Annotated in this window: 3 protein-coding genes and 1 pseudogene; 2 read left to right on the top strand and 2 right to left on the bottom strand. The window is 43.8% G+C overall.

Features of this window, described 5'->3' with window-relative positions; all coding sequences use genetic code 11:
• Positions 1 to 145, bottom strand: a pseudogene (locus tag RIC07_RS37850) (helicase-related protein); the annotation flags it as partial.
• A gap of 306 nt (positions 146 to 451) precedes the next feature.
• Here RIC07_RS37850 and RIC07_RS37845 point away from each other — a divergent pair.
• Together RIC07_RS37845 and RIC07_RS37840 are read left to right on the top strand one after the other, a co-directional pair.
• On the top strand, positions 452 to 1,867 hold the full coding sequence (locus tag RIC07_RS37845; RefSeq protein ID WP_446399005.1) for a P-loop NTPase fold protein: 1,416 nt from the start codon (positions 452 to 454) through the stop codon (positions 1,865 to 1,867).
• Entirely contained in the window at positions 1,864 to 6,846 is a 4,983-nt protein-coding gene (locus RIC07_RS37840) for a WD40 domain-containing protein (RefSeq protein ID WP_446399004.1), read from the top strand. The genes RIC07_RS37845 and RIC07_RS37840 overlap by 4 nt, the downstream gene beginning before the upstream one ends.
• 386 nt (positions 6,847 to 7,232) lie before the next feature.
• Here the strand turns inward: RIC07_RS37840 and RIC07_RS37835 are convergent.
• The coding region (locus RIC07_RS37835) for a helicase-related protein (RefSeq protein ID WP_446396180.1) at positions 7,233 to 7,725 on the bottom strand (493 nt) is incomplete at its 5' end.

Genomic DNA, 7,725 nt, shown 5'->3' with positions numbered 1-7,725 from the left:
ACAAGCCAAACCGTTCCGCATTTTCAATCATCATCACCGTCGCATTGGGGACATCTACCCCTACCTCAATTACTGTGGTGGAGACAATAATTTGCGTCTGATTATCCCGAAACGCATTTAGCGCTTCATCCTTTTCTGCTGTAGATGGCGTTATACTAAATAGTGCGATCGCCAATGGATCAAGCAAGGGATAAATCCCTGAATCTTTAAGAATTGTAGCTATTTGTTAAATTTTATGGAATAAAATCGGTAAAAACAGAAGTCTGATTGAGCCGATATTGATGTAGATTTGCCCAACGGGAGTATATAGACATGATGATTGTAAATGCTCAGTTGAGATATATTTTTATTAAAAAAAATGACAGAGAATCCGGAACCCAACTATTTCAGTTAGTATGTCAGTGTATTCCCAGCACACAAACATGCCCGAATAAGATGAATTAATTTTATCATGACGTTGGATTTACAGAAAATTTTTCAAGCTACAAACCCCGACAAACCCTTATTCGTAGACAAGTCTCAAGAAGACCAAAACTATTACATCGATTTCTCGTCAGTACGTGGCGGACAGATCATCAAAGAGTTGAAAAATCTGATCGCTATTTTATCGCCGGAGAAACCCACTTGCCAGCTATTTACTGGACATCTTGGTTGTGGCAAGTCTACGGAATTACTCCAACTCAAAGCCGAATTGGAGCAACAAGGATTTCATGTCGTTTACTTTGACTCTGATCAAAACCTGGAAATGGCAGATGTGGATGTCAGCGATATTTTGCTGGCGATCGCGGCTCAGGTGAGTGAAAGCCTAGACCAATTTCAACAGAATCAAACCACAACTACCCAGGATATTCTCAAGAAAGTGGCGACGCTGTTGCAAACCGAGATTGAGCTTTCTGTGGAAAAGCAAATTCCTGGCGTAGGTGAAATTACAGCCAGCACAGAGGGGGATTTCTCCGTGAACTTGGGTATTCCTGGGATAGGCGAAATTCAGGTGGGTAAGGAAGAAGGGTTCTCCCTAGTCGCTCCATTACTGGGCAAAATTACTGCTAGAGCCAAAGCCAGTCCTGAGTTCCGCAATAAGTTAAGGGGGTATCTCGAAGCACGCACCAATGGAATTATCGAAGCCATTAACACTGAACTGCTAGAACCTGGTATTGAGCAACTGAAAAAGTGCGGTAAAACAGGACTGGTGGTCATTGTTGATGATCTTGACAAAGTGGATAGTACAGCCAAACCTTGGGGACGTTCCCAGCAAGCCTATCTGTTTGTCGATCGAGGTGAGCAGTTACGTGGACTCAACTGCCATTTGATTTATACTTTACCCCTAGGGTTGAGGTTCTCCAATGAATTTGGCGCGTTGCTTCAGCGATTTAACCACCCGAAGGTATTACCAATGGTGCAGGTGCAGTTGCGTGATGGGAGTGAATGTGAACAGGGGATGAAATTGCTAAGACAGATGGTATTAGCAAGGGCATTCCCCGCTCTGGATCAGGAGCAACGTCTGAGCAAAATTAGCGAAATTTTTGATCCGCCAGAGACGTTAGATCATTTATGTCGGATCAGTGGTGGTCATGTGCGGAATTTGCTACGGCTGTTGAACAACTCTATCCAAAAGGAGATGGGATTACCTATTTCCCGTAACAGTTTGGAAGAGGTGATTCAAGAAGTTCGCAACGGGCGGAAATTAGCAGTCACAGATGATGAGTGGGACTTACTGCGCCGAGTTGTGCAAGAGAAAAAAACGGCTGGTGATGATGGATACGAAACGCTGATTCGCAGCATGTTCGTGTATGAATATTGCGACAAAGAAGGGTCTTGGTTTGCGATCAATCCAATTTTGGCAGATGCGGAGGAATTGAAGCAATGAGCCAACTGTCTTGTTCAGCACAACCGGAGGTCAATAATCAAAAGTCTTTGCAGGAACTCGCTTGGGCGATTACCATGTCTCAAGGGCGATTTTCCCTGATGTTGGCTCGCTGCAACTACACTAATTTAAGGAAGCGGCTGGTGCAGCAACTTCACCAAATCTGCTCCGTTGAGATCCGAGAAATTATTCTCCAACCCGATGTGAATCAACTCTACTCCCACATTCAACAGGAGTTGGCAGAAGAAAAACCTGCGGCGGTTATGGTTTTAGGCTTAGAGTCAGTTCAGGATATTGATGCTCTACTGATTTCAATGAACCGAGTGCGGGAAGAGTTTCGCAAGTATTGTCCCTTCCCGCTAATCCTCTGGGTCAATGATCAGATCGTGCCGAAATTGATTCGCCTAGTCCCCGATATCGAAAGTTGGGCAAAGCACACAGGATTTGCGATCGCTACTGATGAACTGCTGAAGGTGCTGCGACAAGAAAGCGATCGCCTATTTGCCTCGGTTTTGGATAAGGGTGCCGAGAGTTTTCTGAGTAATGAGACAATTTTCGGTTCCCGCTATCCCTGGGAACTGGATGCCGCGTTGAGAGATTTAGACTATTGTAATCAGACATTAACTCCCGATTTAAAAGCTTGCTTACAATTTGTTCGGGGTCGAGATGACTACGCAAATGATCGCCTAGACAAGGCTTTAGCTGATTATAAAACAAGCCTTTCATTTTGGCAACAAAATAATCATCGGCTGCGACAGGCGGTATTACTGTTTTATATCGGGTTGTGTCATGAGCGTCAGGCGCAACTGGAGCGCTCCAAACGTTTTGAGTATTGGCAGACGGCGCGATCTAATTTTGAAGACTGTTTGCATCTTTTTGAGCAGGTACAACGTGGCGATTTAGTTGCTCGGTTTATCAATCAGCTATGCCAAGTCCTGCAATATTTGGAACAATGGGATGAACTCCAAAAATTAGCAGAAAAATCCCAGCGATTACATGAAACCCATGGTACAAGCGTGCAGCTTGCCCAAGATTATGGATTTTTGGCGCACGTTGCTCTACAAGGGCAAAATTCGGCTCAGGCAAAAGAGTTAGCAGAGAAAGCACTACACATTCTGGATACTCTCCCTGCTGAACAGCACCAGGATCAATGCTGGTATCTGCTGATTCTGGCACGAAGCCTGGGGCAGATAGGACAGTTTGAGGAAGCCATTGGTTGCTTAGAAAAAGCCAAGGCAAGTGATGCGGGGGAAAATCCACAACTCTACATTCAGATGCTTGAGGAATTACGCTCATTATACTTTGATCAAGGTCAGTATTTAGAAGCGTTTCAGGTTAAAAAATATCGCTACTCAATTGAGCATCAATTTGGTTTCCGGGCATTCATCGGCGCGGGACAATTAAAAGCCGAACGACAAGCAAAGCTGGCGCTAAATCAACATAAAAATTTGCCCTCTGTTGCTGAAGAAATTTTCGCTTCTGGTCGAGATAAAAATATTAAAAAGCTAATTGAGTGGATTGGCGACACCTGCCACAAACTTATTATCATTTATGGTCCGTCAGGGGTGGGTAAAAGTTCAATGGTGGAAGCTGGGTTAGTTCCTGCCCTCAAACAGACGATGATTGGTACTCGTAAGGTTTTATCTGTTACGTTGAGAACTTATACCAATTGGCAGAGAGAATTAGGGAAACGTATCGCTAGGACTTTGGTAGTAGCAGGCGTTAAAACTAGCCTGAGTGTAGAACATGGGGGTTCGCTAGGCGAACTTCTTGAACAACTCAAAGAAAATGAACAGAGTAATTTGCTTACTGTTATCATTTTTGACCAACTTGAAGAGTTTTTCTTTGTTTGCTCAAATCCTAGGGAATGTCAAGATTTTTTTGGATTTTGGCGAGACTGCCTAAATTGTTCGTCTGTAAAAGTCGTTATTTCTTTACGAGAAGAGTATTTGCACTTGTTGTTGCAAGGGTCTCGGAAAAATCCTATTGACGCAATCAACAATGATATTTTATCGAAAAATATTCTTTACTATGTTGGTAACTTTTCGCCACGAGAAACCAAGTCTATTTTTCTGAAACTTACCCAAAGTTCTCAGTTTTCTATGGAGGAAGCTTTAATTGATGAACTGGTGAAGGAGCTAGATCACAATGAACCCCTTGGAGAAGTTCGTCCGATTGAGTTACAGATTATGGGCGCTCAACTCTGTACTTATGACATCACAACTCTAGCTAAGTACCAGAAGCCTAAATACAAAGGAAAACTGGTGCAACGCTACTTAGAAGATGTAATTAAAGACTGTGGACGGGAAAACGAGAGTATTGCTGAATTAGTCCTGTTTTTGTTAACCGATGAGAATAATCCTAGACCCCTGAAAACTATTGATAATTTAAGGAAAGGAGTATTTGAATTGTTGAACGATGAGGATGATTATCATCGGCTAAAAAGTTTAACAAATTTAAAGAAAGAGCTATTTTCAGAAAGCAGCACAGCAGAAGCTGATCGACTCAGTTTAGTATTAAGTATTCTAGTGGAATCAGGATTAGTGGTAATGTTGCGACTCCATTCCACTCAATATTATCAGCTAGTTCATGACTATTTAGCTTCCTTTGTCCGCAAACAAAAAATCACTGGTTTATTAGTTGAAATCCAAAAAGAGCGAGAAGAACGAGAGCAAGAACGGAGGAAGCTAGAACGCACTCAAGCCCAGCTTAATAAAGTTTTGCAGCAAAAACTGCGAATTCAGCGAGGACTAATGGCAATAGGCGGGATCTCTTTTCTCGTCGTATTATTGGGGCTACAATACCAAAGCCATAAGAAAGAAATCGCTGAAATTGAACAGACCATTGAAAAATCAGAAACACTCTTTGCCACTCATCAAGAACTGGATGCACTCAAAGAAGCGGTTTGGGCATGGCAACGCCTACCAAAGTTAGAGCAGCCAAGCCTATTAAACTTAGGTCAATCCCCAGCAGAAATCAAACTGGACGTTGAACAGATGCTACAACGGGCAGTTTCGGGATTTAAAGAGTATCAAGAATACAACAGTCTCGAAGGTCATAAGGATGCAGTCATCCAAGTTGCTTTCAGCCCGGATGGTAAGACCATCGCCACAGCAAGTTTTGACCATACAGTCAAACTTTGGCAGCTTGATGGTAAGTTGATTCCTACCCGCGAAAAAGATGAGGATGGAAAAGATGAGGAGAAAATTAAACATGAGGAGAAAATTAATAGCTTAGCTTTTAGTCCCGATGGTAAAATGATTGCCACGGCAAGTTTTGACAATACAGTCAAACTCTGGACGTTAGATGGCACTCTAGTACGTACATTTACAGGACATAATGATGGAGTTTTTGGTGTAGATTTTAGCCGCGATGGTAAAATGATTGCCACGGCAAGTGGGGATAAAACCATCAAACTGTGGAGAATTAAAGATGGTAAGTTGCTTAAAACCCTGACAGGACATGAAGATGTGGTTGACACAATAGCGTTCAGTCCCAAGGGTCAGATCATTGCTTCAGCGAGTTGGGATGGGACGGTCAAACTTTGGAGAACGACGGATGACAAATCATTCCGTACCCTAAGAGATGAAACCTTGAAAGAAGACAAAAGCCATAGCGATCGCGTTTTTGGAGTGGCATTTAGTCCCGATGGTCAAATGATTGCCTCTGTAAGTCGGGATAATACAGCGAAACTCTGGAACATTGATGGTACATTACGTTATAGGCTAAACGATCATACTAATCGGGTCATTCGAGTCGATTTTAGCCCGGATGGCAAGAGAATTGCGACGACAAGTTGGGATCAGACGATTAAACTCTGGAGTACAAAAGAGGGTATATTACTGGAAACCCTGGAAGGGCATACCGATGGAGTTTTTGGCGTAGAGTTTGGACCTTATGGTGAGATGATCGCCACATCAAGTCAAGACAACACGGTCAAACTCTGGAAGCATGATACAAGCTTGAACAAAAGAATCCTCAAAAATCATTCTGAGGAGATCTATCGTATAGATTTCAGTCCTGATAATCAGAGGATTGCGACAGCGAGTGAAGACGGCACTGTCAAAGTTTGGAAAACGGATGGCACTTTGGAAAAAACTCTAAAAGGGCATCAGTCGGGCGTCTACAAAGTTGTTTTTAGCCCCGATGGTACACTCATAGCCACAGCAAGTTTCGACGATACGGTAAAAATTTGGCAGGCTGACGGCACTCCTCTAGCCACTCTATTCGGTCAGACGGAGGAGATTAACAGCCTCGCTTTTAGCCGCGATAACCAAATCCTCGCCACGGCAAATAAGGATAAGACTGTCAAACTCTGGAAACTCGATGGCACTTCGGTAGATACCTTGAAAGGGCATCGGGATCAGGTTCAGGGAATAGCGTTTAGCCCAGACGGTACACTGATTGCTACGGCGAGTTGGGATGACGAGGGTATACTCTGGAATCGAGAAGGCAAGCCACTGGCAATCCTAAACGGGCATAGCGGTGAAGTTAACGGAGTCGCGTTCAGCCGGGATGGTAATATTATTGCCACAGTCGGTAAAGACAAGACAGCTAGACTCTGGAATCGAGACGGTGAGTTACTAGAAACCTTAGACGATCATACCGCTGAGGTTAACGGAGTAGCGTTCAGCCCCAATGGTAAAATTATTGCCACAATGAGTAAAGACAAAACTGTCAAACTCTGGAATCGAGACGGTGAGTTGCTTCATACCCTGTCAGGACCAAGGGATTTGGATTGGCAGGTGAGATTTAAATCTGAGAGTGAACTCATTGCCTCGGCGATTGATAATAACACCGTGATTCTCTGGAATGTGGAGCTTTTGCAGCCCAATCAGCTCATTGAGCGTAGTTGCGATCGCCTACAGGATTATCTCCAGAATAACCCTAGTCTTGAGGAGAGCGATCGCGATCTGTGCGACGGAATTAGTTCTCAGAAATCTGGGTCTTCCGGACTTAGTGTGCTAAACTATCAGCTTTAATGAATCAGGAAGCTTGCCACACAAGGACTGTAGCTTTTAACTGCCTCAAAAAGAATTGGGATTTGGGTGAAAATGTTTAAAGCTATTGCTGTCCAATATTCTGGCAAATAAAACTAACAATTTAGCACACTAACTACGGAAGACCCATAAATCGTAGTGGCGTGGCACACCTTATTTGATGAATTAAGCATTAGCCGCAAAACCGTAGGGGCGCAAAGACTTGCGCCCGATTCAATGGTAAAATCTATTCCACCATTTTAGCTGTGTCAGTCCAGTAGGTTGGGTTGAACGATAGTGAAATCCAACACCATAGCAGAATTATAGTAATCGCTATAGCGGTTAGGACGCATCATTTATATAGAGACGTTGCATGCAACGTCTCTACATTAGGTTAAAATCGCCCCACCCATTAACTTAGAATATCGATAGTCTAACTCTTCCTTCATCAACGGCAAACTCTCCAACGCCTTATCCTCAAGCACAATCTTCTCCGCCGCATCTCTTGCCAAATTCAACACCTCTTGGTCTTCCACCAAACTGGCTAAGGCAAAATCCGCCAATCCCGACTGACGCCGCCCCAATACCTCCCCAGGACCCCGAAACCGCATATCCATTTCCGAGATAAAAAAGCCATCCTGAGACTGTTCCAACACCCCCAAACGCTGACGCGCTGTATCGGTTTTTGACCCACTCATTAATAAACAATAGGATTGATGGGAACCGCGTCCCACGCGCCCCCGTAATTGGTGCAACTGCGACAAGCCAAACCGTTCCGCATTTTCAATCATCATCACCGTCGCATTGGGGACATCTACCCCTACCTCAATTACTGTGGTGGAGACAATAATTTGCGTCTGATTATCCCGAAACGCATTTAGC

The organism is Coleofasciculus sp. E1-EBD-02, from assembly GCF_040218245.1.
In the GTDB taxonomy this organism is placed as follows: domain Bacteria; phylum Cyanobacteriota; class Cyanobacteriia; order Cyanobacteriales; family Coleofasciculaceae; genus Coleofasciculus.
This window is presented reverse-complemented; position numbering and strand designations above follow the sequence as displayed.